Origin of the sequence: Catenulispora rubra, from assembly GCF_015356825.1 — a bacterium.
Lineage (GTDB): Bacteria > Actinomycetota > Actinomycetes > Streptomycetales > Catenulisporaceae > Catenulispora > Catenulispora rubra.
On sequence record NZ_JAACYW010000031.1, the window covers coordinates 15,711 to 40,819 of the forward strand.

Sequence of the window (25,109 nt, forward strand, 5' to 3'; positions counted from 1 at the left end):
ACTCGATGGTTCCTTATCGCTGTCACTGAAACCGATCAGGCGGCGGGCAGCGCGTCGAGCTGGGCGCCCAGGCGGGCGATGTCGCTCTCGGCGTCGGCCAGGCGCTTGCGGATCTTGTCCACCACGGCGTCGGGCGCCTTGGCCAGGAAGTCGGCGTTGCCGAGCTTCGCGTTCGCCTGCTCGACCTCCTTGCGCGCGGCGGCCAGACCCTTGTCCAGCCGCTTGCGCTCGGCGGCCACGTCGATGGTGCCGGACGTGTCCAGCTCCACCTTCGCCCCGGTCGCGGCCAGGGTCGCGGTCGCGCTGAACCCGTCCTCGGGCGCGGTGAGCCGGTTCAGCAGCCGGATCGCCGGCTCCTGCCCGGCCAGCTTCGGGTCGGTCAGCGCCAGCCGCGCGGCCACCCGCTGCGCGTCCTTCACGCCCTGGTCGGTCCGGAAGCGCCGCACCTCGGTCACGACCTCCTGCACCGCCTCGATCACCGCCTCGGCGGCCGCGTCGACCCGGGTCAGGTCGGCGGTCGGCCACTCGGCGATCACGATCGACTCCCGGCCGGTCAGCGCGGTCCACAGCGTCTCGGTCACGTACGGCACGGCCGGGTGCAGCAGGCGCAGCATCACGTCCAGGACGTGGCCGAGCACCGCGCGCGCGGTCTGCGCGGCACGGCCTTCCAATGTCTCAGTGTCGGCGGACACGCCGATCGGCAGGCGGAGCTTCGACAGCTCGATGTACCAGTCGCAGACCTCGTCCCACGCGAAGTGGTAGAGAGTCTCCATGGCCTTGGCGAACTGGAAGTCCTCGTAGAGGGCGTCCACCTCGGCCACCACCTCGTTGAGGCGGGACAGGATCCAGCGGTCCTCGACCGTGAGCCGGGCGGCCGACGGCAGCTCGGACGGCACGTACGCGCCGTTCATCATCGCGAACCGGGTGGCGTTCCAGATCTTGTTCGCGAAGTTGCGCGCGCCGGCGATCCAGTCCTCGGCGATGGCCTGGTCGGCCCCGGGGTTGGCACCGCGCAGCAGGCCGAAGCGCACCGCGTCCGAGCCGTACTTGTCCATCCACACCAGCGGATCGACCACGTTGCCCTTGGACTTGGACATCTTCTTGCCGTACTGGTCGCGCACCAGGCCGGACAGGACCACCTTGTCGAAGGGCTGCACGCCGTCCATGGCGTACAGGCCGAACATCATCATCCGGGCCACCCAGAAGAAGATGATGTCGTAGCCGGTGTGCAGCACCGAGGTGGGATAGAACTTCGCCAGATCAGGGGTCTGCTCCGGCCAGCCGAGCGTGGAGAACGGCCACAGCCCGGAGGAGAACCAGGTGTCGAGCACGTCCGAGTCCTGATACCAGCCCGCGCCGGACGGCGGCTCCTCGTCCGGGCCCACGCACACGACCTCGCCGTCCGGGCCGTACCAGATCGGGATCCGGTGGCCCCACCACAGCTGGCGGGAGATGGTCCAGTCGTGCATGTTGTCGACCCAGGCGAAGTAGCGCGGCTCCATCTCCTTCGGGTGGATCCGCACCCGGCCGTCGCGCACCGCGTCGCCGGCGGCCTTGGCCAGCGGCTCCACCTTCACCCACCACTGCATCGACAGCCGCGGCTCCACCACGGTGTCGCAGCGCGAGCAGTGGCCCACCGGGCGCAGCAGCTGCTTCTGGCCCACGACGCGGCCCTGCTCGCGCAGCGCGGCCACCACGGCCGGCCGGGCCTCGAAGCGGTCCATGCCCAGGAACGGGCCGTGCACGGTGATGTTCGCGTGCTCGTCCAGGATCGTGGGCATCGGCAGGTTGTGGCGGCGGCCGATCTCGAAGTCGTTCGGGTCGTGCGCCGGGGTGACCTTCACCGCGCCGGTCCCGAACTCCGGGTCCACGTGCTCGTCGGCCACGATCGGGATGCGGCGGTTGGTGAGCGGGAGCTCCACCTCCCGGCCGATCAGGTGCTGGTAACGCTCGTCGTCGGGGTGCACGGCCACGGCGGTGTCGCCGAGCATGGTCTCGGCGCGCGAGGTCGCCACCACGATGGAGTCGTCGCCGTCGCCGTAGCGGATGGACACCAGCTCGCCGGGCTCGTCGTAGTGGTCCACCTCGATGTCGGACAACGCGGTCAGACAGCGCGGGCACCAGTTGATGATGCGCTCGGCGCGGTAGATCAGGCCGTCGTCGTACATCTTCTTGAACATGGTCTGCACGGCCTGCGACAGGCCCTCGTCCATGGTGAAGCGCTCGCGCGACCAGTCCAGGGAGATGCCCAGCCGGCGCTGCTGGCCCAGGATGCGGCCGCCGTACTCGGCCTTCCACTCCCAGACGCGGTTCACGAAGGCCTCACGGCCCAGGTCGTGCCGGGACAGGCCGTCCTTGGCGAGCTCGCGCTCCACCACGTTCTGGGTGGCGATGCCGGCGTGGTCCATCCCCGGCAGGTACAGGGCCTCGTAGCCCTGCATCCGCTTGCGCCGGATGATCGCGTCCTGGATCGACTGGTTGAGCGCGTGGCCCACGTGCAGCGACCCGGTCACGTTCGGCGGCGGGATGACGATGGTGAACGGCTCCTTCTCGGAGGCCGCGTCGGCGGTGAAGTAACCGTTCTTTACCCACCGCTCGTACAGCTCGCCCTCTACCTCTACCGGCGCGTAGGCGGTCGGCAGAGTGGTGGTGGCGCTGTCGGCAGCGCCCTGGGCGGCTGGGGTGGTGGTTTCATTCACGCAGACAAGCTTAGTGGTGCCCCCGAGGCGTTTCTGCCGAGTATCGGCTACAGCATGAGATGCATACGCATCGCGGCCTCCAGCTTCTTTATCGTGATCGGGCTCAGGGCCGTGATCCGTCGACCGATCCGGGAGACGTCTACATTGCGGATCTGTTCGACCAGGGCTTTGGAATCTCCCCGCAGCCCGGGATGGTCGACGGCTTCGATGAGCACCTGGAACGGGTAGACGCGCGCGATCTTCGAGCTGAGCGGCACCACCGTGATCACCCCTCGGCCATTCTGGTGCGCCGCAGAATTCGCTCCATTGTTGGAGACGATGATCGCTGGGCGGGTCTTGTTGGCCTCGCTGCCCCGGGCCGGGTCCAGATCAACCCAAAAAACGTCGCCTCGGCGCATAGCCGGCACCGGACTACTCATCATCTGTGATCCCGTCGCCGACCACGGCCTCCCACAGTTCGGCGTCGCCGGACTCGACCCATTCGTCGTAAGCGGCGGTGTAGTCGTCGACCAGGCTCATGGAGCGAGCCACTTCGATGGCGGCGTGTATGGCCGCCGACCGAGAACCGGCGTCCAACTCGTCCAGGAACGCCACATCGTCATCGGGGAGGGAAATGCTGAGTTTTGTCACCATGAGTCAATGCTACCCCGGTGCGACCCATGGTGCCACCGAGGTAGTACTCAAAAGAGTGAAGCGGCGGTCCGCCGAAGCGAACCGCCGCCTTGTCGTCTGTGCGCCGAACCTAAGCCGACCGGTCCCGCCGCTCGTTCAGGTTCTGCTGCGTCCCGGTCCGCCGACCATGCTCATTCAAAGCGCGCTGGTCCCGCGGCACCAGCGTGGGCAGCACGTGCTCGCGCACCACCTCGCCGGTGATGACCACGGTGCCGACGTCGGAGTGGCTGGGGACCTCGTACATCACCGACATCAGCACCTCCTCCATGATCGCGCGCAGGCCGCGGGCTCCGGTGCCGCGCAGGATCGCCTGGTCGGCGATGGCCTCGACGGCGTCGTCCTCGAAGACCAGCTCCACGCCGTCGAGCTCCATCAGCCGCTGGTACTGCTTGATCAGCGCGTTGCGCGGCTCGACCAGGATCCGGACCAGGGCCGCGCGGTCCAGCTTGTGGACCGAGGTGACCACGGGCAGCCGGCCCACGAACTCCGGGATCATGCCGTACTTCAGCAGGTCCTCGGGGAGCACGTCGGCGAACACGTCGGTGGTGTCGACGTCGTAGCGGGAGCGGAGCTGGGCGGTGAAGCCCATGCCGCGCTTGTTCACCCGGGCGTCCACGATCTTGTCCAGGCCCTCGAAGGCCCCGGCGACGATGAACAGCACGTTGGTGGTGTCGATCTGCAGGAACTCCTGGTGCGGGTGCTTGCGCCCGCCCTGCGGCGGCACCGAGGAGACCGTGCCCTCGAGGATCTTCAGCAGCGCCTGCTGCACGCCCTCGCCGGAGACGTCGCGGGTGATCGACGGGTTCTCGGCCTTGCGGGCGATCTTGTCGATCTCGTCGATGTAGATGATCCCGGACTCGGCCTTCTTGATGTCGTAGTCGGCCGCCTGGATCAGCTTGAGCAGGATGTTCTCGACGTCCTCGCCGACGTACCCGGCCTCGGTCAGCGCCGTGGCGTCGGCGATGGCGAAGGGCACGTTGAGCATCCGGGCCAGGGTCTGCGCCAGGTAGGTCTTGCCGCAGCCGGTGGGGCCCAGCAGCAGGATGTTGGACTTGGCCAGCTCGATGTGCTCGGCCCGGCGTCCGCCGCGCTCGCGCTGGTAGTCCCCGGCCTGCACCCGCTTGTAGTGGTTGTAGACCGCCACCGACAGGCTCTTCTTGGCGTTCTCCTGGCCGATGACGTACTCGTCGAGGAAGTCGTAGATCTCCTTGGGCTTGGGCAGCTCGGCCAGGCCCCGGGCCGCGGCCGGCTCGCCGGGCTCCTCCTCGATGATCTCGTTGCACAGATCGATGCACTCGTCGCAGATGTACACGCCGGGGCCCGCGATGAGCTTCTTGACCTGCTTCTGACTCTTGCCGCAGAAAGAGCACTTCAGCAGGTCGGCGTTGTCGATGCGTGCCACGGTGGAGCTTCTCCTTTGTGAAGATCCCGGTGCTGGACCCACTCCTGGGCGCTGTAGGCGCTTCGTAGTCTGTCCCCCAAGACGGTACCGCTCATACCCCCGGCGAGGCGTGAGCGCTCGACAATCGCGAGCGCATCGGCCGTGGCATCGAATGATAATCCGATGCCACGGCCCGTGGCGGGTAACCCCGCCCATATATCAGTGTCCGCAACCGGTCACCGAATGTTCAGGGAGTCCGTGCGGGAGGTCAGCACCTGGTCGATGATGCCGTACTCCTTGGCGTCCTCGGCCGAAAGGATCTTGTCGCGGTCGATGTCCTTGTGCACCAGCGCCGCGTCGCGGCCGCTGTGCTTGGCCAGCATCTGCTCCATGACGGTGCGCATCCGCAGGATCTCGTTGGCCTGGATCTCCAGGTCGGACAGGTCGCCGCGGCCGCCCTCGCTCCAGGGCTGGTGGATCAGGATCCGGGCGTTGGGCAGCGCCAGGCGCTTGCCCGGGGTGCCGGCGGCGAGCAGCACCGCGGCCGCGGAGGCGGCCTGGCCCATGCACACCGTCTGGATGTCCGGCTTGACCCACTGCATGGTGTCGTAGATGGCGGTGAGCGCCGTGAACGAGCCGCCGGGGCTGTTGATGTAGATCGAGATGTCCCGGTCGGGGTCCATCGACTCCAGGGTGATCAGCTGGGCCATCACGTCGTTGGCCGAGGCGTCGTCGATCTGCACGCCGAGGAAGATGATCCGCTCGTCGAACAGCTTCGAGTACGGGTCCCACTCGCGGAAGCCGTAGCTGGTGCGCTCGCTGAACTTGGGGACGATGTAGCGGGCGTCGTGTTCGGGCCCGCGGTACTGCATGTCGTTCATGGGAAGGTCCTCCGAGAGGGGCGGCAGGATGGGGGTCAGGCGGGGCGCTGCGAGGGGCCTCAGGCCTGGGCGGTGCCGCCGCCACCGGGGACGTCGTTGGCGTGCGTCATGATGTCGTCGATGAGGCCGTACTCCTTGGCCTCCGCGGAGCTGAACCACGTGTCGCGGTCGGAGTCCGTCTCGATCTTGTCCAGCGTCTGCCCGGTGTGCTGGGCGGTGAGCTCGGCCATCCGCTTCTTGCTGCGCAGCAGGCGCTCGGCCTGGATCCGGATGTCGGCGGCGGAGCCCCCGATGCCCGCGGAGCCCTGGTGCAGCAGGATCTCGGTGTTCGGCAGCGCGAAGCGCTTGCCGGGGGTGCCGGCGGTGAGCAGGAACTGGCCCATCGAGGCCGCCATGCCCATGCCCACGGTCACGATGTCGTTCGGGATGTACATCATCGTGTCGTAGATCGCCAGACCCGCGGAGACCGAGCCGCCGGGGCTGTTGATGTAGAAGTAGATCTCCTTCTCGCTGTCCTCGGCGGTGAGCAGCAGCAACTGGGCGCACAGCGAGTTGGCGATGTCGTCGTCGACCTGGGTGCCCAGGAAGATGATCCGGTTGCGCAGCAGCCGGTTGTAGACCTGGTCGCTCAGGCCGAGCGGGCTGTCAACGCCCGCACGGGCCATCGGGGTCAGCGGCGTCGTCATAAGTTCACCCTGCCTGGTTCGTCGGAAGCGGAATGCGCGGATACGGAACAACGAACACCGTCGAGCCCTGTGACACCCTCGACTCGTGATCGCCGCCGGTCCTAGGACGACCCTAACGCCCCGGTCCCCCACGGCGTCGGCGGCCCGGCCCTTGTTCGCTGACGGCATACGCGAAAGCCCCGCCTCCTGCGCAGGGAGCGGGGCTTTCGTCATACCGGGCGACCGACACCCGGTGTTCGATCAGTCGTGCTTGTGGCCGTAGTGCTCGTCATCCGGCACCCGGCCGTGGCTGTCCGGGTTCTCGCCGTCGGTGTCCTCGACGTCGGGGGCGTTGATCTTCTTGACGTCGACCTCGTTGCCGGCGGCGTCCTTGACCTTGGCGGCCTCCAGGACCAGGTTCAGCGCCTTGCCCCGGCGCACCTCGCCGACCAGGGCCGGGATCTGCCCGGCCGAGGAGATCTGCTGGGCGAACTCGTCCGGGCGCATGCCGGCCTGGGACGCGCGCTGGATGAGGTGGTTGGTCAGCTCGCCCTCGTTCACCGAGATCTCCTCGGCGTTGGCCAGCTTGTCCAGGATGAACTGGGCCTTGACCCCGTCGCGCACCTCGTCGGCGAGCTCGGCGTTGTACTCGTCCTCGGTCTTCTCCTGCAGCTTGAAGAAGCCCTCGCGGGTCATGCCGCCCATCGCGATCTGGCGGTCCAGGGCCTCGTTGCGCCAGGCCAGCTCGGCGTCCACGACCGACTTCGGCAGCGGGATGTCCACCCGCTCCAGCAGGACCTCCAGCACCTTGTCCCGGGCCGAGGCGACCTGCTCGAACTGCTCGGAGCGCTCCAGCGTCTCGCGGACGTTGGTGCGGAACTCCTCCATGGTGTCGAACTCGCTGGCCAGCTGGGCGAACTCGTCGTCGAGCGCGGGCAGCTCGCGTTCCTTGACCGCGGTGACGGTGACCTCGATGGTCGCGTCCTCGCCGGCGTGCGAGCCGCCGAGCAGCTTGGAGGTGAAGGTGGCGGTCTCGCCGGCCTTCTTGCCGATGATCGCCTCGTCGGTGCCCTCGATGAGCTGGGTGGAGCCGACCTCGTAGCTCATGCCCTTGGCGGTGCCGTCCTCCAGCACCTCGCCGTCGATCGAGGCGGCCAGGTCCAGGGTGACGAAGTCGCCGTCGGCGACCTCCCGCTCGACCTCCTTGAGCGAGCCGAAGCGCTTGCGGATGTCCTCGATGCGCTCGTCCACGGCCTCGTCGGCCACGGTCGCGTCCTCGACCTCGACCTCGATGTCGTCGTAGGCCGGCACGTCGAACTCGGGGCGCACGTCCACCTCGGCGGTGAACTTCAGGTCCTGGCCCGGCTCGAACTCGGCCAGGTCCACGTCGGGCTGGCCGACGACCTCGATCTTGTTCTCCTCGACGGCCTGGCCGTAGAACTGCGGCAGCGAGGAGTTGATGGCCTCCTCCAGCGCGGCGCCGCGGCCGAAACGCTGGTCGATGACCGCGGCCGGGACCTTGCCCTTGCGGAAGCCCGGGATCGAGACCTGCTCGGCGATCTTCTTGTAGGCCGCGTCGAGGCTCGGCTTGAGCTCCTCGAACGGGACCTCAACGGTGAGCCGGACCCGAGTCGGGTCCAGGGTCTCGACAGCGCTCTTCACTGCTGCTCTCCTTGCGGCGCTGCCGGCCTGGCAGCCTCGAGTCATGGCGCGACGTCGCGCGTGGACGGGGTACGAAGCCCCATCGTAACCCGGAGTGCCGCCCCTGAAGGAAACGGTCCCCGAACTCGCTACAGCTCTCTCTGGTAGCAATGGGACATCGGCTCATCGGCATACGCTCCGAAACCCGGGATCGGCACGTACCCGGAGCGCTCGTAGAAGCGGATCGCGGCGGCCTGCTTCGGCCCGGTCTCCAACCGGAGCGTGCGCCAACCGCGCGCTACCGCCGCCTGCTCCAGCGCCGCCAGCACGGCGCCGGAAACGCCGCGGCCGCGCCAGTCCGGCACCACATACATGCGCTTGAGTTCTGCGGCGCCCGGCTCCAGTGGACGCAGTCCGCCGCAGCCGACCGCCTGGTCCGCGACATACGCGATCAGGAACAGGGCGATGTCGGAGGCCGACGGCGCGACCCCGGGTTCGCTGCCCGGGCCGTACATCGCGTCGATCTCGGCGCGTTGGGCGTCACGGAGTGTGGCCGCCTGCGGGTGCTCCCAGGGCACTTCGGTGACGGTGATGATCGGTGCGCTCACCGCGCCAGTGTGGCTCTGGGAGATGTCTTGGTTGTTACTGCGGCGTTGTTACTGCGGCGTTGTTACTGCGGCATCGCGGGCTTCAGCTGAACAAGGCCTGCACTGTCATCAGCGGCATCAACACCAGCAACACCAGGCCCAGGGCCGCCAGGACGGCGAACACCGCGACGTTGAACCGGCTCAGCGGCCCGACCGCGAAGTCGGCCTCGGCGTGGAGGTAGCGCACCTCGGCCGTCGCCCCGATCTCCAGGGCGCGGCTGGAGGCGTCGGCGTGCCGGTGGGTGGCGCCGTCCGGGGTGTCGTACTCGAAGACCGGGTAGGTGAAGTCGCTGTTGTGGAAGGAGACCACGGCGGCCACGGTCGCGGTGGCGCGCTCTGCGCCGGAGCGCAGGCGCCAGCGAAGGCGCAAGGCGCCCAGGTAGTCGGTGTGCAGCGCAGCGCCTGCGAGGAAGGCGCCGAAGGCGGAGGTGACCGCGCCGATCAGGACACTGGCATAGCCGTTGTTGGCGTCGGCGTCGGTCGCGACTATGAGAACCGATTCCACAGCGTAGAGAAGGACTGCGGCCAGCAGTATCCGTGCGCCCTTGGACATCGCGGCCCACTTCGCTGCCATGCTCGGCCCCTCCCGGAGTTTCGAGGTCGTCGGGGGTGTCGGTGCCCCATCGCCGAGATGGTAGCGGTCATCCTTCTCGGGTCGAGATCTGGAGTGCCGCTACCGGGAATCGTCCCGGTATAAAAGGACACGGCCGGGGACTGCCGGACATTCGGCACCGGACGCATCAGGGAGCTGATGTAGATCGGCGTGGTGCGGCCTCTCGCCGCCAGCCCGATGAGCAATCCCTGAACCGTCTCGGGGTCGGCAACGCCAGTCAGATCTGCCATGATCGGGCGGATGCGAGAACTCACCGAGCTGATCGAGGTCGAGGATCCGGCATGGCCGGAGCTCCAAACGTTGTTCGCGGACTGCCCGATGCCCCTGACCGTCTTCGCGCCCGACCCCCACGAGAGCTCTCGCGGGCTCCATCAACTCCAGGTCACGGCGCGGTCGATGCTCGGCGGCCTGACCCTGAACTGCGGCGGCCTGCTGGTCGACGACGGCTGGGTCCGGGTCTACGGCGGCGGCCCGGGTCACGACGGCGGCCTGCCGAGCCTGGCCCAGGTCAACGGCTTCCCCGAGACGTTCGACCCCGGGTGGCAGGCGCCGGCCGGGCTGGTCGTCGCGCACGACGTGCTCGGCGGTGTGTTCGCGCTGAACGGCATGGATCCGGCCGCCTCGGAACGGCCCGGGCAGCCGGGGCAGATGACCTACTTCGCGCCGGACACGCTGGCGTGGGAAGCGTTGGGGATCGGGCACTCGGCGTGGCTCGCGTGGCTGCTGTCCGAGCGGCTCGAAGGGTTCTACAACGCGCTGCGCTGGGAGGGCTGGCGCGAGGAGACCGCCGCGGTGGGACCGACGCAGGCGATCAGCGTGTTCCCGTTCCTCTGGAGCAAGCCGACAGACGACACCACGACCAGCCGGCGCACCGTGCCGATGACCGGCGTGCTGGGCATAGCCGCGGACTTCGCGGAGCAGATCGGCGTCGGGGACCCCGGGTTCCTCGGACTCGTGTGATCTGCGGCTGATCCGCGGCTGACGGCGTCGTTCTGGGCAACCCCAGGCGACCCTATGCGGCCTGAGGCGACCCTAGGCGACCCGGAACTGCAGCGACTTCGTCTGCAGATACTCCTCCAGCCCGAACCGGCCCAGCTCGCGGCCGACGCCGGAGCCCTTGTAGCCGCCGAAGGGCGCCGCGAGGTTGAACCGGCCGCCGTTGATGTCGACCTGACCAGTGTCCATCCGCCGGGCGAAGGCCACGGCCTCGTGGTCGTTGGCCGCCCACACCGCCCCGGCCAGCCCGTACTCGGTGGCGTTGGCGATGCGCAGCGCGTCCTCGGCGTCGTGGAAGGACATCACGGAGATGACCGGGCCGAAGATCTCCTCGCGGGCCACGGCCATGTCGGTGGTGACGTCGGCCAGGACCGTCGGGCGCACGTAGAACCCGGTCGGCAGGTCGTCCGGGGCCTGCGCGCCGCCGACCACGACCCGCGCGCCCTCGCCGACGGCGTCGTTCAGGTAGCCGCGGACCCGGTCCCGCTGCTTGGCGTTGACCACCGGGCCGACCCGGGTCTCCGGTCTGGTCGGGTCACCGGGCACGAACTTGCCTGCGGCGGTGACCGCGATGGTCAAGGCCTCGGCGTACTGCTCTTCGGGGACCAGCAGACGCGTCCAGGCCGAGCACGTCTGGCCGGAGTTGTTGAAGACGTTGGCGACCGCGATGTTGACCGCCTTGGCCAGGTCCGCGCCGGGCAGCACGACGCACGCCGACTTGCCGCCGAGTTCCAGCGCCACCCGCTTGACGCCGCGCCCGGCGTGCTCGGCGACCTGCCGGCCGACCGCGGTGGAGCCGGTGAAGGAGACCATGTCGACGTCCGGATGCGCGGCCAGCGCCGCACCGGCCGCCGCGCCGGTCCCGGTGACCAGGTTGAACACGCCGGGCGGGAAGCCGGCCTCGTCGACCAGCCGGGCGAACAGGCGCGCGGTCAGCGGCGTGTCCTCGGCCGGCTTCAGCACCACGACGCACCCGGCCGCCAGCGCCGGCACCACCTTGGCGACGACCTGGTGCAGCGGGTAGTTCCACGGCGTGATCGCGCCGACGACGCCGGCCGGCTCGTGGTAGACGGCCGAGTTGCCGACCTGCTCCTCGAACTCGTAGTCGGCCAGGATGCGCAGGTAGCTCTCGGCCACGCCCAACGGCAGCGCGGCCTGCACCGCGGTGGCGAAGCCGACCGGGCAGCCGAGCTCGGCGACCACGGTCTCGACGATCTCCGCCTGCGCCTCGGCGAGCTTGGCGACCAGGTGGCCCAGGAACTCCAGCCGGTAGTCCTTGTGGCTGGCGCCCCAGGCGCGCGCCGCGGACCGGGCCGCGGCCACGGCGGCGTCCACGTCGGCGGCACCGCCGGCGGGGATCGCGGCGATCACCTCTTCGGTGGCCGGGTTCAGCACGTCCACCGTCTCGGTGGACGCCGAGGGGATCCATTTGCCGCCGATGTACTGGTCGGTGAAGGTGAGCACGCTCATTGGGCCGTCCCGGGGAAACTAGCAGTGCGAATTTCTGCGGACGCTAGCGCCACGATCATGGCGGCACAAGGACGGACCAGGAGGTACCGGGCGTGGCGTTGCTCACGGGACCCACGGGTCGCTCCGGTATCAGCATCCATATCGACCTCCAGCTCATGGCGTCCTCACGGCGACTGCCTCACCCGCAGCACGCGAGCGGCCCACCCGGGCAGCACCCAGTTCCAGCGCCCGAACAGGGACACGAGCGCGGGCACGAGCAGCGCCCGGACGACGGTGGCGTCCAGCAGGATGCCGACACCCAGACCGGTGGCGAAGATCTTCAGGAACGTCGGCGGCGCGCTGGCCAAGGCGGCGAACGCCAGGAAGAGGATCAGGGCGGCGCTGGTGACCAGGCGGCCGGTGCGGCCCAGGCCCACGACGACGGCCTCATCGGTACTCGCTCCGGCGTCGAACTCCTCACGCATGCGGGACAGGATGAAGACCTCGTAGTCCATCGACAGGCCGTAGAGGAACGCGAAGACGATCATCGGGATCCAGAACGGGATGCCGCCGGTCGCCGGGACGCCCCAGATGGCGTGGGAACCGTGGCCGTCCTGCCAGATCAGGACCATGCCGCCGTAGGCCGCGGCGACCGAGAGCAGGTTCGCCAGCACCGCCTTGGCCGGGAGCAGCAGGGAGCGGAAGGCGCGGGCCAGGACCAGGAACGTGAGGACGGCCAGGATGACCAGGAGGATGGGGAACTGGCCGTACATCTTGTGGATGTTGTCGATGTTGGCCAGCGCGCTGGAGGCCACGAGCGTGCCGGGGATCGCCTGGACGAGCGTGGTGCGGGTGAGCTTGACGACGTGCTGGCCCTGGCTGGTCGCGGCCTCGTCGCTGGGCAGGACGACCGTCATCGGCCACCGGGTGGTCGGGGACTTTTCGGTACCGGGTGGAGGTGTGGTCACGGGCACCACCGCGTGGATGCCGTTGCCCGGCATCAGCACCGTGGGTTCGGTGTTCGGCGGGGTCAGCACCACGTAGGGATTGAGCACGCCGCTGGGGATGTCCGCCGCGCGCAGGGCAACGAGTCCTTGGCGGGCGTCGCCGGACTTGGCGAGGGAGTCGGTCGTCGGATCGCCCTCGTGGATCCCCAGCGCGGTGACGGCGAGCGTGACCAGCACGACCAGCGCCAGGCCTGCGGCCACCCAGCGTCGTCGGACCACCCAGCGGGCCCACGCGGTCCAGGCGCGGCTCGGTTTGTCCTCGTGCCGCAGATGCGGCCAGTCCAGGCGGCGGCCGAAGCCGGTGAGCGCGATCGGCAGCAGGGTCAGCGTCACGGCCACGCTGACCACCGGGATCAGCATGCCGCCGATGCCGATGGAGCGCATGAACTGGATCGGGACCACGATCAGCGACAGCAGGCCCAGCCCGACCGTCAGTCCGCTGACCAGCACGGCCCGGCCGGCCGTGGCCATCGCGCGGTGCACGGCGGTCTCGTTGTCGGCGCCGTGCGCCACCTCCTCGCGCCACCGGGTCACCAGCAGCAACGAATAGTCGATGGCCACGCCCAGGCCGATCAGGCCGACCATGTACTGCACCACGGCCTGGACCTTCATGAACTCGGTCAGGAGCAGCACCACGAGGTAGCTGGACAGGATCGAGACCGCGGCGATCATCAGCGGCAGCAGCGCGAGGAAGGACCCGAACACGAGGGCCAGCACGATGAGCGCGCCGGCCCCGCCGAGCAGGGCCTCGGTCAGCACGCCGTTGCCGCCGCCGCTGCCGTTGGAGGACAGCGGGGTGATGCCGGTGACGTGCACCTGGGTCCCGGCCGGGGCCGCGGCGGCGAGTTGGCGCGGCAGGACGCGGGCCGCGTCGGTCTGCGTCTTCGCGTCCTTGACCTGGTCCCCGATCGCGGGGGTGAAGACGAGGGCGAACATGGTCCGGCCGTCGGCGCCGAGGAAGGCGCGGTTGCCGGTGTTGTAGTAGTCGACGACACGCCCCGGGATAGCGGCGAGCGCGGGCTCCAGCGCGGGCCGGACCGCCTCCGGGGTCTGTCCCGGCGGCAGGACGAACACCGGCACGAGCGGATCGAAGCCGCCGCCGACGTGGTACTGCGCGACCAGCGCGTCGCTCGCCGCCACCGACGGTGTGCCGGCGATGGTGAAGCTCTGGTTCAGGTGCTTGGACAGGATGGAGGAGGACCATCCGCCGGCCAGGAACAGCACCAGCCACAGCGCGGCGATCGCGCGCCGGTGGGCGAGCACGAATCTCGAGAATCGCTCCATGGCTGCCCCCCTTCGGTCGGTTTCGGTCCGGTGCCACTCCGCTCACTCCACGATCATGATTGACTACCAGAACAACAGTGCACCACCGCACCACGCATCGCAATCGGCCGAACGGGTGGCCGGCTCGGCCGGGCCCGCCGCGGATGGGATAATCCTCCATATGCGCATCTACCTCGGCAGCGACCACGCCGGCTACGACCTGAAGAACCACCTCGTGACCTGGCTGACGGCCGCCGGGCACGAAGCCGTCGACTGCGGCCCGCACGCCTTCGACGCCCAGGACGACTACCCGCCGTACGTGATGCTGGCGGCCAGCAGGACCGCCGGCGACCCGGACGCCCTGGGCATCGTCATCGGCGGCTCCGGCAACGGCGAGGCCATCGCCGCCAACAAGATCCCCGGCATCCGCGCCGCCCTCGCCTGGAGCGAGGAGACCGCGCGGCTGGGGCGGGAGCACAACAACGCGAACGTCATCAGCATCGGCGGCCGCATGCACACCGAGGACGAGGCCACGCGCTTCGTCGAGGTCTTCGTCGGCACTCCGTTCTCGAACGAGGAGCGCCACGTCCGCCGCATCGAGATGATGAGCGACTACGAGAAGAGCGGGGTGCTGCCGGCCCTGCCCGGTGCCGCGGGCTAAGGCGGGACGGTCGCAAGAAGGCTGAGACGCGGAAGGGCCGCCCGGGATGGCGGATTCTACGAGTCCTCGCAACACCTGATGGTCTATGTGGCTGTCAGTAGCTTACGCAAGCGCTCGGCTGGGGTGTCCCAGTCGAGCGTTTTGCGTGGTCGGCCGTTGAGTTCCTGGGCGACGTGTTCAAGGTCTTCGGGGCCGTAGGCGGACAGGTCGGTGCTCTTGGGGAAGTACTGGCGTAGCAGCCCGTTGGTGTTCTCGTTCGACCCGCGCTGCCAGGGCGAGTGCGGGTCGCAGAAGTAGACCGGCACGTTCGTGGCGACCGAGAACTGTTTGTGGGCGGCCATCTCGCAGCCCTGGTCCCAGGTCAGCGAGCCGCGCAGGTGCTCGGGCAGGGTCCCGATCAGCGGCACGAGCACGTCGCGGACCTCTTCGGCGGTATGACCGCCGGGCAGGTGCCCGAGTAGCACGTAGCGGGTAGTGCGCTCGACCAGGGTCACGATCGCCGACTCACTGCGGGTGCCGACGATCAGATCGCCTTCCCAATGGCCGGGCACGGCGCGGTCGGCGACCTCCGGCGGCCGCTCGGAGATCATCACCATCGGGTCGGCGAACCGGGGGTTGCGCCGGTCAGACTGCTTGTGCGGCTTGCGGCGGGTGCGGCCGGTGCGCAGCGCGGCAGCGACCTCGCGGTGCAGACCGCCGCGGGCCTGGACGTAGATCGCCTGGTAGATGGTCTCCGGGCTCACACGCATGCTCCCGTCGTCGGGGAACTCCTTCACCAAAGCGTGGCAGATCTGCTCGGGCGACCAGCGCACTGCGAGCTTGGCCGTGACGTACTCACGCAGCGGACCTTCAGCGGCGAGCTTGGCGTCCTTCGGCCGGGCGCGGCCCTTGGCCCAGGACCGCTGGGCGGCATACGGACGATAGGAGCCGCCCGTCGAAAGGTGCCTGTCCACCTCGCGTTTGATCGTCGAGGCCGACCGACCCAGCCGCCGGCCGATCTCCCGCAACGACACGTCCTGCCGGAGCAGGTCCGCGATCATCTCCCGCTCGGCCAGCGTCAGGAACCGCGGATGCAGCTCGGCTTCCAACACAGCCATCGACGGCTCGGCCAGCCGGCCAACGTAGGTGGTCACACCCGTTTTGTAGTCCACCAGACGCCCGCCGGGATACACCCGCGAGCCGTTGGTCTTACGGACGCCCCTGTCCCAGTCCTCGGCCGTCCGCTCGTTGACCCCCACCTGCGCCGCAGCATCCTGCCGCCGCATTCCCGACGCCCGCAGCCGCTCGTACTCCGCCCGCCCCGGATGCCCACCACGGCCGGGCTTACCCCGGCCACGCACGCCCGCCTTCCGAGCCCAACCGTATGCAGTGGCCCGATTCACGCCCACCACACGCGCGGCCGCCGAGACACTCCCGCCTTCACGATCCAACGCATCGAAGAACCGAGCCCTCAACTCTCCAGAAACCACGATCCCCGCAACTCCCTAGTTTCGGGGTGTTGCGGGGATCGCTAGAACCCAAGGATCGGGTGGCCCTTTGTGCTGGTCTGGCGCCTGGTCGCGGACCGAAGTTCACTTACCTTTGACTCAGCGCCCCGCGGTGATCCGCCTGCTGATCGGCGATGAGGCGGCCGAAGGCCTCTTCAAGGACGTCGCCATAGCTCTTGCTGTCCGAGTACTCGACCACGGATCCCCGGTGGTCGGCCTGATGGATCATCGTCCCGGCCTGGGCGACCAACGCCACGGGCACCTTCAGCGCCTGCGCCAGCCCCAGCTCGTAGTAGCAGCTGGGCCGCTCCAGACTCAGATCGGCGACGACACCGATCGAATGGGACAGCGCGGAGAGGGTCTCCTCCAGATCGAAATCCGCCCCGTACGCCGAAAGATGATCCAAAGGGAAATGGACATCGATCCCCGCATGCGCGGCGGCCGAGGAAAGAACCGCCCGCTTCTCCTTGTAGTGCGGGTCAGACTGGACCGGCATGATGACGTACACATAAGGCGTCGTACTCACTGTTCCACTCCGACCCGGACCGCACTGAAAGGCGAAAGGTGGCGGGTGACATCGCCCCAGCTCGAAGCCGCAAACACACACGTACCACCGAATACCAGGAGGAATATGAACATCATCGCCCTGGGGATGAAGTACTCGGCGGTCGACGAACTCAGCCCACGCACCGGAGCTATCCTACGCCGCCCCACCCGCTGAAGCGCCTGCAGCCGCTCCAGCTCCACCCACTCCTTCTCGAAGCACCGGAACGAGACGACCGCGTCGTCCTCCTCGTCGAATTTCACCAACGGCGCCATATCGTTGATTATCTTGAACTTCGCCGTGTTCAAAGCCTTGAAGTCGTCTATCTGCTTTATCCACAGAGCACACATGAGCGTAGCCGTCCCGCTCAGAATAAGAACCCCGCAGATCCCCACGAACAAGAACGACTTGTGCGACGAACTCCACGTGATCACCCCACCGGTCGCCAACAACGTCGCAACCAGCACAGAGTAATTCCACCGGTTCATCGACAGCCTGCGCTCAGTGACCTTCTCCGCAGACTCGTAGTACAGCTTGTACTCCTCGAACGAAACCCGCGGAGCAGACACCCGATTCGGACGCTGAGCCATCGCCCCTCCCCAGGCATGACGATCTCGGATGCTCGCGAGGATAGCCGAAGATCAGAGCCCGTACGCCGGACGACCTATGAGACGCCCCGTGAGACGCCGAAAGCCCGGCTCCGCCACGAGGGCTTGAACCGGGCTCTGGAAGTACAGAGCGGATGACCGGGATCGAACCGGCACAATCTGCTTGGAAGGCAGAGACTCTACCATTGAGCTACATCCGCACCCGCAGCGCCGGAGCACCGCGCGTGCGTCTATCTTGGCACACTCCGTGCCTCCTTCTCACCCCGGTTCCCGGTGCGATGCGGTGAGCGCCACGGTGCAGCCGCCCCGCGCGCGCACGCACCACGCCGCGCCGCTAGGTGCGCCAGACCACTACGAGGGCGCGATCGTCTTTGACGTTCGGGGCCACTTCGTTGATGAGGCGGTCGGCGCCGCCGGTAAAGCCGGTGGTGAGGCGGGTTTCGGCGGCGCCGAGGAGGCGGTCCAGGCCTTCGTCGAGGTCGCGGCCGGGGCGTTCTACCAGGCCGTCGGTGAACAGGAGGAGGGCGTCGCCTCGGTCTAGGCAGCCTTCGGTGGCGGGGAATTCTGCGTCGGCGAGGATGCCCAGGAGGGGGCCTTCGGCTTCTTCGGTGGACCAGCGGCCGGTTTTGGCGGTCAGGCGGGCGATCGGGGGGTGGCCTGCGCTGTGGAAGCGGTAGTGGCCGGTTTCCAGTTCGACGACGAGGTGGACGGCGGTGGCGAAGCCCTCGTCCCAGTCCTGGCGAAGGAGGTACTTGTTCGCCGAGGCCAGGAAGTCACGGGAGGGGACGGTGCCCAGGAGGCCGCCGAAGGCTCCCGACAACAGGAGCGCGCGCGTGCCGGCTGCCAGGCCCTTGCCGCTGACGTCGACGAGGCCGAGTTCGAGGGTCTGGCCTTGGGTGGGGGGCTCGTCGAGGTCGGGAGTTGATGCGGCGTGGGGGTGGGAGCCAAGGTCGGGGTCGGAGGCGATGGCAGTCGATGCGGAGGCGACGCCCTGGCTCACAGCAGCTGAAGCGCCCGGCACGCTGCCCGTCCCGACAGCGGTCGCCGCGAGCTCCGGACGACGCTGCGCCGGAAACGCCGGGTGTGAGAGCGCGGCGATGAGGAAGTCGCCCGCGAAGGACTGGCCACCGGCCGATCGGATCGCCATATCGACATGCCAGTCGGCCGGCAACCGCGGCACCAGGCCCTGAGCCCGCAGGCGTTCCCGCAGGTCCAGCAGCATCGCCTCGCCGCGGGTGCCCTGCACGCCGAGCCGGAGCCGCGAGCGCGACGTCAGTATCACCAGCGCCGCGGTGGCGAAGACGGCCAGGGCCGAGCCGAAGGCCACGCCGGCGCGCTCGCGGTGCCAGGACACGGCCATCAGGACCGCGATGCAGATCACCAGCAGAAGCAGCTGCCCGCGCAGCTTCATCAGCAGGCCGCCGGCCAGCACCGGCAGCGCCAGCATGGCCGGGGTCCAGGCCTCCGGGAAGGCCACGGTCAGCATCCCGAAGCCGACCGCCACCATCCCGAGGGCGGGCAGCAGGTAGAGGTCCGAGGCCATGGCGTGGTCGGTCAGCCAGCGACCGGTCCTGCCCTCCGCGAGCCGGCCGCCGACGAAGCGCCGACGTCGTTTGGTGGCCGTGCGTCTGCCGGACTGCCCATTCCCCGAGTCCGCGGTCATGCGCGAACCATATCGGGAGTACGGCCTCTTCGTCACCCTGCGATCACCGCGCCGTCACGGTGCGCGGTCGATCATCGGGCTAGAAGATCCTTTTACCCCTCAGGCTGCGGCCTTCTGACAGGTCGGGCACCAGAACAGGTTCCGGTCGCGCACCCCGGCCGTCGCCACCGGCGTGCCGCACACCAGGCACGCCTGGCCGTTGCGGCGGTAGACGTACACCTCGCCGCCGTGGTCGTCCTTGCGCGGCGGGCGCCCCATCGCCTCCGGCGTGTGCTGCGGCCAGACGGTGTCGATGCGGCCGATCCGCGCGCCCTCGGCCATCAGGACCACCAGGTCGTCCCACATCCCGTCCCACTGCTCGCGGGTGACGTCGCGGCCCTTGCGGTAGGGGTCAAGTCCGGCGCGGAACAGCACCTCGGCACGATAGACGTTGCCCACGCCGGAGAGCACCGGCTGCTCCATCAGCAGCTCGGCGATGGTCAGGGAGCTGGCCGAGATCTTGCGCCAGGCCAGGTCCGGGTCGGCGTCGGCGCGCAGCGGGTCCGGGCCCAGGCGGCGCAGCAGGGCGGTGCGCTCGTCGGGGCCGTACAGGTCGCACGCCGAGGCCCCACGCAGGTCCGCGTGGCCGGACTTGCCCACCATCCGCAGCCGCACCTGGCCCACCACCGGACCGGGCGGTTCGTCCGTTACATGAAACTTGCCGTACAAACCCAGGTGGACGTGGATCCAACGGTCGGGGCCGAAACCGATGAACAAATGCTTCCCGTGCGCCTCGGAGCCGGCATACGGAAGATCTGCCACCAGCCGTGCGCCAGCGTCAAAACGCCCCTGTGGGCTGCTGACCTCGGACAACGGCGATTCCGAGGTATGTTCGGGGGTGAAGACCGAGTCGAGTTTGCCGGCAAGACGGTGAATCACGTGACCTTCGGGCATACCTAAGGACACTACCCGTCCCCACTGACACTCGATCGCGACGAAGGCGGCAGCCTGATGACCATTGAGAGCCTCGGCCGCAAGGGCGGCCCCAAGCCCGGAGACCTCGGCGCGACACCGCGCCACAGCCGACGTCCGCAGCCGGAGACGAGGGGTGTGCCCACCGCGCGCCCCAAGCCGGCGCCGCCGCGGACGCCTCCGGGTATGGGAGAGGCACGACGGGCCGTCCCGGCAACACCGACACCGAGGAGTCAGGAACAACAGGGGCCGCAGGCACAGCAGGGACAACAAGGACAGGGACAGGGACAGGGACAGGGACACGCACAGGGCCCGGGACCGGGAACAGGACCGGCGTCACCAGCCCAGGCGCAAGCGCAAGCACAAACCCAGGCCCGCATCGGCGACGGAAAGCCGCCCAGGCCCCCTGAATCCCAGACCACCCGTGATCGAGGGCCCGGACAGACGCCGGGCCAGCCGAAACCACGCGCTCGCAGCGACGGGAAGACAGAGAACCGCGGAGAGCGCTCCCTCTACGACGGCGGCTCTCCCTCGGCGAACCGCCTCGGTCCGGCGAAGGCGATGCGCGCGCGAGACGTTTCACGACCGCGGGACTGGTGATGGGGGACACGGAGACTTACGGCGAAGGCCCGGGACCGTCAGGTCACCGGGCCTTTAGCGTCATGTCGGGATGACAGGATTTGAACCTGCGACATCGTGCCCCCAAAGCACGCGCGCTACCAAGCTGCGCCACATCCCGCGGTTCTCGCGACAGCAGATTAGCACTGAGGTAGTCCTACAGTCCTGGCGCTTTTGGCGCTGGACGGCGGGAACCATGTAAGCGGTCCCCGCCGGTTGCGCACCTCTATAGCGCCCTCCCCATAGACGGCCCCATGCGGGGGCGGCCCAGGGCGCGACTGAGCTCTTCGCTCAGTCGAAGATCGGGTCCTGAGTCCGGGTCCGCTTGAGCTCGAAGAACCCGGGGGTGGAGGCCACCAGCAGGCAGCCGTCCCACAGCTTGCCCGCGTCCTCACCCTTCGGCGCCGGGGTCACGACCGGGCCGAAGAAGGCCACGCCGTTCACCGCGACGACCGGGGTGCCGACGTCCTGGCCGACCAGGGTGATGCCCTCGGAGTGGGACTTGCGCAGCGCCTCGTCGTAACGGTGGGTGTCGGCGACGTCGGCCAGGGAAGCCGGGAGGCCGACCTCCTCCAGCGCCTCGACGATCACGTCGCGGGTGTACTCGCGGCCGCCGGGGTGGTGCCGGGTGCCCAGCGCCGTGTAGAGCGGGAGCACGTACTCGTCGCCGTGCTCCTGCTGCGCGGCGATGACCACGCGGACCGGGCCCCAGCCGCGGTCCATCATCTCGCGGTAGTCCTCGGACAGGTCTTCGCGGTTCTCGTTGAGGACCGACAGCGACATGACGTGCCAGCGCACGTCCACCGGCCGGGTCTGCTCCACCTCCAGCATCCAGCGGGAGGTCATCCAGGCCCAGGGGCACAGGGGGTCGAACCAGAAGTCGGCCACGGCGCGGGGGGCGGCCGTTTCGGGGGTAGGAGAGCTCATGTCCCATGCCAACACCATCGGACCTGCGGCTAATCCCGGAGGCGCCCGCCAGGGCGATCGTGCGAGGATCGATGGCAGCTATTTCGACTCGAAGCGACAAGGAGCCGTGCAAGGGTGCCCGGTACTAATCTGACCCGCGAAGAAGCCCAGGAGCGCGCGGCGCTGCTGGAGGTCCAGTCCTACGAGGTGAGTCTGGACTGGACCCACGCCCCCGATCCGGAGGCGAAGACCTACACATCGGCCACCACAGTGCGGTTCCGGGCGACCACCCCCGGCGCCTCGACGTTCATCGACCTGATCGCCCCCAACGTGCGGGAGATCACGCTGAACGGACAGCCGGTCGATCCGGCCGAGGCCTTCAAGGACAGCCGCATCGCGCTGTCCAACCTGCAGACGGACAACGAGCTGCTGGTGGTCGCCGACTGCGCGTACATGAACACCGGCGAGGGCCTGCACCGGATGATCGACCCGGTGGACGGCGAGGCGTATCTGTACACGCAGTTCGAGGTGCCGGACTCGCGGCGGGTGTTCGCGGCGTTCGAACAGCCGGACCTGAAGGCCACCTTCGCCTTCACGGTGCAGGGCCCCGACTCGTGGCAGATCTTCTCGACCTCCCCCACCCCGGCGCCGCAGTCGCGGGGCGACGGCACGGCCGTGTGGGCGTTCGAGCCGACGCCGCGGGTCTCCTCCTACATCACCGCGCTGGTCGGCGGGAAGTACCACGTCGCACGTTCGGAGCACACCACCCCGCGGGGCCAGAAGATCCCGCTGGCGGTCGCGGTGCGCACCTCGCTGGCCGAGTTCCTGCGCCCCGAGGAGATCTTCGAGGTCACCGGGCAGGGCTTCGACTTCTTCACCGAGAAGTTCGACCGCGACTACCCGTTCGCCAAGTACGACCAGCTCTTCGTGCCCGAGTTCAACGCCGGGGCCATGGAGAACGCCGGCTGCGTCACCTTCCGCGAGGAGATGATCTTCCGCTCGAAGGTCACCGACGCCGCCTACGAGCAGCGCGCCGAGGTCATCCTGCACGAGATGGCCCACATGTGGTTCGGCGACCTGGTCACCATGCAGTGGTGGAACGACCTGTGGCTCAACGAGTCCTTCGCCACCTTCACCTCCTTCTACGCGCAGTCCGCCGCGACCCGCTTCAAGGACGCCTGGACCACCTTCGCCAACGGCGAGAAGTCCTGGGGCTACCGCCAGGACCAGCTGCCCAGCACGCACCCGATCGTCGCAGAGATCAGCGACCTCGAGGACGTGATGGTCAACTTCGACGGCATCACCTACGCCAAGGGCGCCTCGGTCCTGAAGCAGCTGGTGGCCTGGGTCGGCGACGACCACTTCTTCGAGGGCGTGCGCGCCTACTTCAACCGCCATGAGTGGGGCAACACCACGCTGGCAGACCTGCTCGGCGCGCTGGAGGAGACCTCCGGCCGCGACCTGAGGGAGTGGGCGAAGGCCTGGCTGGAGACCGCCGGACCGAACACCCTGCGGCCGATGTACGAGGTCGACGCCGCCGGCAACTTCACCTCGTTCACGGTGGAGCAGGAGGGCTTCTCCGAGCAGTTCCCGACGCTGCGCCCGCACCGCCTGGCCATCGGCCTGTACAACCTGGTGGACGGCTCCCTGGAGCGCACCGACCGGGTCGAGCTGGACGTCACCGGCGCCCGCACCGAGGTCGCCGACCTGATCGGCAAGGCCCGCCCGGCGCTGGTCCTGCTCAACGACGACGACCTCACCTACGCCAAGATCCGCCTGGACGAGCGCTCGATGGCGACCCTGGTGCAGCATGTCGGCGACTTCGCCGAGTCGCTGCCCCGCACCCTGTGCTGGGGCGCCGCCTGGGACATGCTCCGCAACGCCGAGCTGGCCGCCCGCGACTACCTCAAGCTGGTCCTCGGCGGTATCGGCCGGGAGTCCGACATCGGCGTGGCGCAGCTGCTGCAGCGGCAGGCCAAGTCCTCCGTCGAGCTGTTCGCCGACCCGGCGTGGCGCCCGACCGGCCAGGCCCTGCTCGCCGACGCCTCCTGGGAGCACCTGAAGGCCTCCGAGCCCGGCTCGGACTTCCAGCTCGCCTGGGCCCGCTCCTTCGCCGGCACCGCGGTGACCGACGAGCAGCTGACCTACGTCGCCGGCCTGCTGGCCGGCTCGCAGACGCTGCCGGGCCTGACCGTCGACACCGAGCTGCGCTGGACGCTGCTGATGGCGCTGGTGGTCGGCGGCAAGGCGGACGCCCCGGAGATCGCGGCCGAGCTGGAGCGGGACAAGACCGCGGCCGGCGAGCGCTACGCGCTGCAGGCGCGCGCCGGGCGGCCGACCGCCGAGGCCAAGGCCGAGGCGTGGGCCTCGGTGGTGGACGGCGACACGCTGGCCAACCACACGGTCGCCTCGGTGATCGGCGGCTTCCAGTCGGTTCCCGCGGACAAGCGCGAGGAGCTGCTCAAGCCGTACGTCGCGAAGTACTTCGCCTCGGTCGAGGGCGCCTGGGACTCGCGCACGCACGAGATCGCCACGCAGATCGCGACCGGCCTGTACCCGACCTTCGTGATCGAGCAGGCAACGCTGGACGCCACGCAGGCGTTCCTGGACGCCGCGCAGCCGGTGCCGGCGCTGCGCCGGCTGATCGTGGAGTCCGCGGACACCATCGGGCGCTGCCTGAAGGCTCAGGAGAAGGACCGCTCGGCGGCCTGAATCCGGTGAGCTGAGCCGGGATCCCCGGACAGACACGAAGCGGCCCGGGCGGGGAGAACCTGCCCGGGCCGCTTTCTTATGTAGCTGATGTAGCTGCCGTGCCAGACGTGCCAGATGTACTTGGCGTCCAAGCTGCCGGGTGCTCGCGGACGAGCGCCACCGCAGCCGCTGAAGGCGCGTTTACGGCTCGCTCAGGGCTCGGCTACGGCTGGTCTGCGTGCAGCACCGGCGCCTTCTGCGCGTGCTCCATCAGCGACCCCAGGCCGTTGACGAGGCCGCCGGCCAGGTCGCCGAGCGCGAAGGTGGAGGCCATGGCGGCCGCGGCCAGACCGGCGGCGCGGTCGTCGACGCGGCGCTTGGCGTCCACGCCGGTGACGATCTGCAGCTGGTTGCGGCGCGGGTCGACGACGACCAGCACGGCGCCGTCGGCGTCGGCCAGCTGCCGGTGCAGCCACACCGCCTGGGCGTGCAGGTCGCCCTCGACGGAGCCGACGTAGACCGAGAACTTCAGGCCGGTCTGCTGCTCGGCGGTGGCGATCGCCTTGGCGATGTCCTGCTCCTGGCGGGCGGTGAAAGCGTCACCAGCGGGCACTGGCGCCTCCCTCGGTCTGGGCCTCGGAGTAGGCCGTGAGCTCCTTCAGCGAGGTGCCGGTCAGCGCGCGGTCGGCGGCTTCGCCGTGCTCGTCGCGCGGGCCGCCGAACCAGACCGGGGCGGCCCACCAGCTCAGCTGGTGCGGCCGGTAGCGGTTGCCGCGGGCGATCGACGGGGCGAGCACCAGCAGCGCGATGACGCAGAAGATCGCAGCCGGGATGCCGATGTAGACGAGGATGGTGGCGACGGCGGACATGCCCTGGCCGGGGTCGTCGCCCGCGTCCCTGTGCAGGGCGAACGCGGGGGACGCCAGCAGCAGGGGGACCGCCGCCAGCGAGCCGAGGGTCGCCGTACGCAACGCCCGGCGCGTCCGCGCTTCGGGGGTGGTCGGTGGTTTCACTCCTCCACGGTATCTGACGTGGTCTCACGCCTGAAAAGCAGGGGCCGCCCCCG

Annotated in this window: 22 protein-coding genes and 2 tRNA genes; 3 read left to right on the plus strand and 21 right to left on the minus strand. The window is 69.1% G+C overall.

Going from position 1 to position 25,109, the window contains the following annotated elements:
* Positions 1-35 precede the first annotated feature (35 nt).
* The 9 genes from GWK61_RS11685 to GWK61_RS11725 all read right to left on the minus strand — a co-directional run bounded on the left by GWK61_RS11685 (position 36) and on the right by GWK61_RS11725 (position 9,160).
* Complete coding sequence (locus tag GWK61_RS11685) at positions 36-2,699, minus strand: valine--tRNA ligase (protein ID WP_194908346.1); 2,664 nt, start codon at positions 2,697-2,699, stop codon at positions 36-38.
* Between the two features lie 47 nt (positions 2,700-2,746).
* On the minus strand, positions 2,747-3,097 hold the full coding sequence (locus GWK61_RS11690) for a type II toxin-antitoxin system PemK/MazF family toxin (RefSeq protein ID WP_194908347.1): 351 nt from the start codon (positions 3,095-3,097) through the stop codon (positions 2,747-2,749).
* Between the two features lie 13 nt (positions 3,098-3,110).
* Positions 3,111-3,332, minus strand: a complete 222-nt coding sequence (locus GWK61_RS11695) for a DUF8778 family protein (RefSeq protein WP_194908348.1) — start codon at positions 3,330-3,332, stop codon at positions 3,111-3,113.
* Between the two features lie 109 nt (positions 3,333-3,441).
* Positions 3,442-4,773 (minus strand): ATP-dependent Clp protease ATP-binding subunit ClpX, encoded by a 1,332-nt coding sequence (clpX, locus tag GWK61_RS11700; protein ID WP_194908349.1) that lies wholly within the window; start codon positions 4,771-4,773, stop codon positions 3,442-3,444.
* A gap of 215 nt (positions 4,774-4,988) precedes the next feature.
* Entirely contained in the window at positions 4,989-5,633 is a 645-nt protein-coding gene (locus GWK61_RS11705; RefSeq protein ID WP_323747519.1) for an ATP-dependent Clp protease proteolytic subunit, read from the minus strand.
* Between the two features lie 59 nt (positions 5,634-5,692).
* Positions 5,693-6,319, minus strand: a complete 627-nt coding sequence (locus tag GWK61_RS11710; protein ID WP_369125578.1) for an ATP-dependent Clp protease proteolytic subunit — start codon at positions 6,317-6,319, stop codon at positions 5,693-5,695.
* Between the two features lie 240 nt (positions 6,320-6,559).
* On the minus strand, positions 6,560-7,960 hold the full coding sequence (tig, locus tag GWK61_RS11715; protein ID WP_194908350.1) for a trigger factor: 1,401 nt from the start codon (positions 7,958-7,960) through the stop codon (positions 6,560-6,562).
* A 128-nt stretch (positions 7,961-8,088) separates the two neighbouring features.
* Positions 8,089-8,547, minus strand: a complete 459-nt coding sequence (locus tag GWK61_RS11720) for a GNAT family N-acetyltransferase (RefSeq protein ID WP_323747520.1) — start codon at positions 8,545-8,547, stop codon at positions 8,089-8,091.
* An 82-nt stretch (positions 8,548-8,629) separates the two neighbouring features.
* Positions 8,630-9,160 (minus strand): hypothetical protein, encoded by a 531-nt coding sequence (locus GWK61_RS11725; RefSeq protein ID WP_194908351.1) that lies wholly within the window; start codon positions 9,158-9,160, stop codon positions 8,630-8,632.
* A gap of 279 nt (positions 9,161-9,439) precedes the next feature.
* On the opposite strand from GWK61_RS11725, the gene GWK61_RS11730 reads away from it, so the two are divergent.
* Entirely contained in the window at positions 9,440-10,159 is a 720-nt protein-coding gene (locus GWK61_RS11730; RefSeq protein ID WP_194908352.1) for a DUF2625 family protein, read from the plus strand.
* Between the two features lie 72 nt (positions 10,160-10,231).
* Here GWK61_RS11730 and GWK61_RS11735 read toward each other — a convergent pair whose 3' ends face one another.
* A complete protein-coding gene (locus GWK61_RS11735) occupies positions 10,232-11,665 on the minus strand; it encodes an aldehyde dehydrogenase family protein (RefSeq protein WP_194908353.1) in 1,434 nt (477 codons plus the stop codon).
* Between the two features lie 164 nt (positions 11,666-11,829).
* Positions 11,830-13,935, minus strand: coding sequence for an MMPL family transporter (locus GWK61_RS11740; RefSeq protein WP_194908354.1), 2,106 nt, complete (start codon positions 13,933-13,935; stop codon positions 11,830-11,832).
* Positions 13,936-14,095: 160 nt separating this feature from the next.
* On the opposite strand from GWK61_RS11740, the gene GWK61_RS11745 reads away from it, so the two are divergent.
* On the plus strand, positions 14,096-14,575 hold the full coding sequence (locus tag GWK61_RS11745) for a ribose-5-phosphate isomerase (RefSeq protein WP_194908355.1): 480 nt from the start codon (positions 14,096-14,098) through the stop codon (positions 14,573-14,575).
* Positions 14,576-14,658: 83 nt separating this feature from the next.
* On the opposite strand, the gene GWK61_RS11750 is transcribed toward GWK61_RS11745, so the two are convergent.
* The 8 genes from GWK61_RS11750 to GWK61_RS11785 all read right to left on the minus strand — a co-directional run bounded on the left by GWK61_RS11750 (position 14,659) and on the right by GWK61_RS11785 (position 21,373).
* A complete protein-coding gene (locus GWK61_RS11750; RefSeq protein ID WP_194908390.1) occupies positions 14,659-15,840 on the minus strand; it encodes an IS30 family transposase in 1,182 nt (393 codons plus the stop codon).
* 310 nt (positions 15,841-16,150) lie between these two features.
* Positions 16,151-16,570, minus strand: coding sequence for a hypothetical protein (locus tag GWK61_RS11755; protein WP_194908356.1), 420 nt, complete (start codon positions 16,568-16,570; stop codon positions 16,151-16,153).
* Positions 16,571-16,584: 14 nt separating this feature from the next.
* Positions 16,585-17,196 (minus strand): RipA family octameric membrane protein, encoded by a 612-nt coding sequence (locus GWK61_RS11760; RefSeq protein WP_194908357.1) that lies wholly within the window; start codon positions 17,194-17,196, stop codon positions 16,585-16,587.
* Positions 17,197-17,343: 147 nt separating this feature from the next.
* A tRNA-Gly gene (locus tag GWK61_RS11765) sits at positions 17,344-17,414 on the minus strand.
* A gap of 134 nt (positions 17,415-17,548) precedes the next feature.
* Positions 17,549-18,877 (minus strand): PP2C family protein-serine/threonine phosphatase, encoded by a 1,329-nt coding sequence (locus GWK61_RS11770; protein WP_228562149.1) that lies wholly within the window; start codon positions 18,875-18,877, stop codon positions 17,549-17,551.
* A 99-nt stretch (positions 18,878-18,976) separates the two neighbouring features.
* On the minus strand, positions 18,977-19,810 hold the full coding sequence (locus tag GWK61_RS11775) for an Fpg/Nei family DNA glycosylase (protein WP_194908358.1): 834 nt from the start codon (positions 19,808-19,810) through the stop codon (positions 18,977-18,979).
* 683 nt (positions 19,811-20,493) lie between these two features.
* Positions 20,494-20,567: transfer RNA gene (locus GWK61_RS11780), tRNA-Pro, on the minus strand.
* A gap of 170 nt (positions 20,568-20,737) precedes the next feature.
* The gene (locus tag GWK61_RS11785) at positions 20,738-21,373 is read right to left on the minus strand and encodes a DsbA family oxidoreductase (protein WP_228562150.1); all 636 of its coding nucleotides are present in this window, start codon (positions 21,371-21,373) and stop codon (positions 20,738-20,740) included.
* 114 nt (positions 21,374-21,487) lie between these two features.
* On the opposite strand from GWK61_RS11785, the gene pepN reads away from it, so the two are divergent.
* Positions 21,488-24,064 (plus strand): aminopeptidase N, encoded by a 2,577-nt coding sequence (gene pepN, locus GWK61_RS11790; protein ID WP_194908360.1) that lies wholly within the window; start codon positions 21,488-21,490, stop codon positions 24,062-24,064.
* Between the two features lie 202 nt (positions 24,065-24,266).
* Here pepN and GWK61_RS11795 read toward each other — a convergent pair whose 3' ends face one another.
* Together GWK61_RS11795 and ctaJ are read right to left on the minus strand one after the other, a co-directional pair.
* Entirely contained in the window at positions 24,267-24,656 is a 390-nt protein-coding gene (locus tag GWK61_RS11795; protein ID WP_194908361.1) for a DUF5130 family protein, read from the minus strand.
* Entirely contained in the window at positions 24,643-25,056 is a 414-nt protein-coding gene (gene ctaJ, locus GWK61_RS11800) for an aa3-type cytochrome oxidase subunit CtaJ (protein ID WP_194908362.1), read from the minus strand. The genes GWK61_RS11795 and ctaJ overlap by 14 nt, the downstream gene beginning before the upstream one ends.
* Between the last annotated feature and the right edge of the window lie 53 nt (positions 25,057-25,109).

Coding starts and splice junctions, on each gene's coding strand:
- GWK61_RS11690 (WP_194908347.1), bottom strand. CDS start 3,097: ATGCGCCGAGGCGACGTTTTTTGGGTTGATCTGGACCCGGCCCGGGGC.
- GWK61_RS11695 (WP_194908348.1), bottom strand. CDS start 3,332: ATGGTGACAAAACTCAGCATTTCCCTCCCCGATGACGATGTGGCGTTC.
- GWK61_RS11705 (WP_323747519.1), bottom strand. CDS start 5,633: ATGAACGACATGCAGTACCGCGGGCCCGAACACGACGCCCGCTACATC.
- GWK61_RS11710 (WP_369125578.1), bottom strand. CDS start 6,319: ATGACGACGCCGCTGACCCCGATGGCCCGTGCGGGCGTTGACAGCCCG.
- GWK61_RS11725 (WP_194908351.1), bottom strand. CDS start 9,160: ATGGCAGCGAAGTGGGCCGCGATGTCCAAGGGCGCACGGATACTGCTG.
- GWK61_RS11730 (WP_194908352.1), top strand. CDS start 9,440: ATGCGAGAACTCACCGAGCTGATCGAGGTCGAGGATCCGGCATGGCCG.
- GWK61_RS11735 (WP_194908353.1), bottom strand. CDS start 11,665: ATGAGCGTGCTCACCTTCACCGACCAGTACATCGGCGGCAAATGGATC.
- GWK61_RS11740 (WP_194908354.1), bottom strand. CDS start 13,935: ATGGAGCGATTCTCGAGATTCGTGCTCGCCCACCGGCGCGCGATCGCC.
- GWK61_RS11745 (WP_194908355.1), top strand. CDS start 14,096: ATGCGCATCTACCTCGGCAGCGACCACGCCGGCTACGACCTGAAGAAC.
- GWK61_RS11750 (WP_194908390.1), bottom strand. CDS start 15,840: ATGCGGCGGCAGGATGCTGCGGCGCAGGTGGGGGTCAACGAGCGGACG.
- GWK61_RS11760 (WP_194908357.1), bottom strand. CDS start 17,196: ATGGCTCAGCGTCCGAATCGGGTGTCTGCTCCGCGGGTTTCGTTCGAG.
- GWK61_RS11770 (WP_228562149.1), bottom strand. CDS start 18,877: ATGACCGCGGACTCGGGGAATGGGCAGTCCGGCAGACGCACGGCCACC.
- GWK61_RS11775 (WP_194908358.1), bottom strand. CDS start 19,810: ATGCCCGAAGGTCACGTGATTCACCGTCTTGCCGGCAAACTCGACTCG.
- GWK61_RS11785 (WP_228562150.1), bottom strand. CDS start 21,373: ATGAGCTCTCCTACCCCCGAAACGGCCGCCCCCCGCGCCGTGGCCGAC.